A 3,563-nucleotide genomic window follows, 5' to 3' on the forward strand; every position below is an offset into this window, starting at 1 on the left:
GACCCCGAGGCCATGCGGCAGAAGATGGTCAAGGAGTACAAGTCCGAGCTGATGCACCCGTACTACGCGGCCGAACGCGGCCTGGTGGACGACGTCATCGACCCGGCGCAGACCCGCGAGGTCCTTGTCCGTTCGCTGGCCATGCTCCGCAGCAAGCACGCCGACCTGCCGTCCCGCAAGCACGGCAATCCCCCGCAGTAGCGCCACATTCCGAGGGACTTGGGACGTCGGCGCGGTGCCGGCCCTCGACGTCCCGGTTCTCAGGAGACACCACATGGTCAAACAGGAGCGAGCGGCCCGTACCCGGCATGCACTGATCCAGGCCGCCGCCGCGGTCTTCGCCGAGGAAGGCTTCGTCACTGCGTCGCTGAGCACGATCAGCAGGCGGGCCGGTGTCAGCAACGGGGCGCTGCACTTCCACTTCGCCAACAAGAGCATGCTCGCCGAGGCGGTCGAGGCGGGGGCCGCCAAGGCCGTGCGCGACATCACCGAGGCGGCCTCGGCCCGGCAGGGCGACTCGCTCCAGACGGTGGTGGACGCCACGCACGAGCTGATGGGGGCGCTCGCCCACGACATCGTGGTCCGCGGGGGGTTCGAGCTCGCGGGCGACTGCGCGTACCGGGGGGAGTGCTCTCTGCGGGCGCAGTGGCAGGAGTGGATCGAGGACACCCTTCGCGGGGCCGCGCGCAACGGGGCGCTGGCGGAAGGGGTGTCCTGGGCGGACAGCGCCCGGGTCATCGTCGCCGCGACCGCGGGCTTCGAGGTGCTCGGCGGCGATGACGCCTCCTGGCTGTCCCGGCAGAACGTCACCCGCTTCTGGGACGTGATCCTGCCCCGGCTCGCCGACCGCCGGAACCTGGCGGGACTGGCGAGCGCGGGCACCTGGCCGCAGCCCGGCATCCCCGCGCAGGACCGTTCCTCCTTGAGGGCGAGCACTGAGCAGTAGCAGACCTTACGGTCTGTTTAGTGATCAACTTTGCCGACCAGGCCCCCTTCTTTGCATCAAGGGCCCCTGGAGATCCCCTCCAGGGGCCCTTGATGTTCGCTAGAGGTTTTGCATCGCCGCAGGTCAAGGCTAGCGCGCCGATAGATCCTCGCTTGGAAAATACAGGGCATGCGGTTTGATATTGACAGACCGCTCGCGCTGTTTTTACTCTGGTCCATGGCGCCGGACTGACATCTGACGACGGTTACGGAAACGACCGGAGCACTCGGCACTAGACAGGGGAGTTCGCGTGGACATCGAGGTACTCGGCGCATTGGCCGTAAAGGAGAACGGGGTCTCCATCACGCCGACGGCCCCCAAGCCCCGGCAGGTGCTGGCTCTGCTGGCACTCCACGCCGACCAGGCGGTGCCGGTCTCCACACTGATCGAGGAGCTGTGGGGCGCCACGCCGCCGCGCAGCGCCCGCACCACGTTGCAGACGTACGTCCTCCAGCTGCGCGAACTCATCGCCGTGGCCCTGGAGAAGGACACGCAGGACGGTACGGAGGACGGCGGCAGGCAGCGCACCGCCAAGGACGTGCTGATGACGATGCCCAGCGGATACATGCTGGCCGCCGGCGGCGGACAGAGCGACGTCCGCACCTTCGAGCGCCTCGCGGGCACCGGCTACCGGGCCATGGACGCGGGCGACTTCCCCGACGCGGCCCGGCATCTGCGCGAGGCGCTGGCGCTGTGGTCCGGCACCGCCTTCGCGGACGTCCAGGCCGGGTCCCAGCTGGAGATGGAGATCAGGCGCCTTGAGGAGAGCCGGCTGTGCGCGCTCGACCAGCGCATCGAAGCCGACCTGCGGCTGGGCCGACACCGCGAGCTGCTGTCCGAGCTCACCGTGCTGGTGAACCGTTACCGCACCCACGAGAGCCTGCATGCCCAGTTCATGCTCGCCCTCTACCGCTCCGGACGCCGCGGCGAGGCCCTGGAGGTCTACCAGCGGCTGCGTGCCACGCTCGTCCGGGACCTCGGCCTGGAGCCCTCAGCGGGGCTGCGACGCCTCCAGCGGTCCATCCTCACGGCCAACCCCGAGACCGCGCCGGCGGCCCCCAGCACGGTCAAGGAGCGCCTGGTACACACGAGTTGAGCGCGCGCACCAGACGGGCCGGCACTGCGGGGACACCGGGTCCCCCGGGCCGGCCTGCTGCGTTTCCGGAGGCGTATGGGGACCTGTGGAGGCGTACGGAGGCGTGCATGGAGAGGCGAGATGCCCCATCTCGACAAACGGCATCAAGCATTCCGCAATTTGCTTTCTTCGCAACGGAATTAAAAAGAGCGAAGTAAAAGGTGCGGTTGCCTTTGAGGCGATCAATTTGCAGACAGAATAGGTAAGTTGAAGCGTCCTCAAGCCCTGGTCGAGGAAAGGCGGGTCTGGCGCGATTCCCGCTAGTGTGCTTATGGCGACGGAATTCAGCCACGAGAGGAACTCGACGAGCTACGGAGGAAAGCAGTGAAGATTCAGGTTCTGGGTCCGTTGAGTGCCGAGGTCAACGGGGGATCGATCGTCCCAACGGCCGGTAAGCCGCGGCAGATCCTTTCCCTGCTCGCCCTCTACCCCGGGCGGGTGATGCCCGTTCCCATGCTCATGGAGGAAATCTGGGGGACCGAGCCGCCGCAGAGCGCACTCACCACGTTGCAGACCTACATTCTCCAACTCCGCCGACGGCTGGGCACCGCGATGGGCCCCGGCGCACCCGACGCGGCGAAGGAGGTGCTCGCCACCCGGCACGGCGGCTATCTGCTCCAGATACCGCCCGAGAGCGTGGACGTGCACGAGTACGAACGCATGGTCACCGAAGGGCGGTCGGCCTTCGAGGCGGGCGACGACGAGATGTCGGCCGACCGGTTCCGCAAGGCGCTGGAGCTGTGGCGCGGCCCCGCCCTGGTCGACGTACGCGTCGGACCGATCCTCGGGATCGAGGTCATGCGCCTTGAGGAGAGCAGGCTCGGCACCGTGGAGCGCCGTATCGACGCCGATCTGCGGCTCGGCCGGCACTCCGAACTCATCGCCGAGCTCGCCGAACTGACGGCCCGCTACCCGCAGCACGAAGGGCTGCACTCGCAGGCCATGGTGGCGCTGTACCGGTCGGGACGACAGGCATCGGCCCTCGCCGTCTACCGCAAGCTGCGCATCCGGCTGATCGAGGAACTGGGCGTCGAGCCGTCCCCCCAGGTACAGCGGCTGCACCAGGCCATGCTGGCCGTCGACCCCCAACTGGACGTCGTAGCCGGTGAACGGCGCTCCTCGACGTTCGATCTCTTCGCCGCCTGAGGCCGGCCGGAGCGGGGGCCCCGTCGTACTCAATGCCTGACCACCGTCGGACGACGGACCGGTTGCGGAGCCGGCCCGTCGCCCGCGAAGGCGAAGGCGGAGGCAGAAACAGATGCGGACGCGGAGGCGGACACAGATTCGCCGAGGAGGCCGGGTGACCTGGCCCCGGCTTCCTCGGCGCGGCGATCGGCCACGGTGACCGGCCGAGGCGATCGACCGTGACGACTGTCTGGGGCGATGTCTGCGGCGACTGACCATCGCCGCTGTTTGCGAACGGTCGACTGCGGCGGCTGTTCG

4 protein-coding genes are annotated in these 3,563 nt (G+C 68.4%); all 4 read left to right on the forward strand.

The window, feature by feature from the left end:
- Nucleotides 1–201: carboxyl transferase domain-containing protein (locus ACIHIX_RS38895; protein WP_399964881.1), on the forward strand; the 201-nt coding region annotated here is incomplete at its 5' end.
- A gap of 73 nt (nucleotides 202–274) precedes the next feature.
- Nucleotides 275–946 carry a ScbR family autoregulator-binding transcription factor gene (locus tag ACIHIX_RS38900; RefSeq protein WP_399964883.1) on the forward strand — a complete coding sequence of 224 codons (672 nt, stop codon included), beginning with the start codon at nucleotides 275–277 and terminating at the stop codon, nucleotides 944–946.
- 289 nt (nucleotides 947–1,235) lie between these two features.
- Nucleotides 1,236–2,081: a BTAD domain-containing putative transcriptional regulator gene (locus ACIHIX_RS38905; protein WP_399964885.1), complete on the forward strand. Its 846-nt coding sequence runs from the start codon at nucleotides 1,236–1,238 to the stop codon at nucleotides 2,079–2,081.
- A 363-nt stretch (nucleotides 2,082–2,444) separates the two neighbouring features.
- A complete protein-coding gene (locus tag ACIHIX_RS38910) occupies nucleotides 2,445–3,266 on the forward strand; it encodes a BTAD domain-containing putative transcriptional regulator (protein ID WP_399964887.1) in 822 nt (273 codons plus the stop codon).
- Nucleotides 3,267–3,563 lie beyond the last annotated feature (297 nt).

Origin of the sequence: Streptomyces sp. NPDC051913 (genome assembly GCF_044593635.1) — a bacterium.
Taxonomy (GTDB): Bacteria; Actinomycetota; Actinomycetes; order Streptomycetales; family Streptomycetaceae; genus Streptomyces.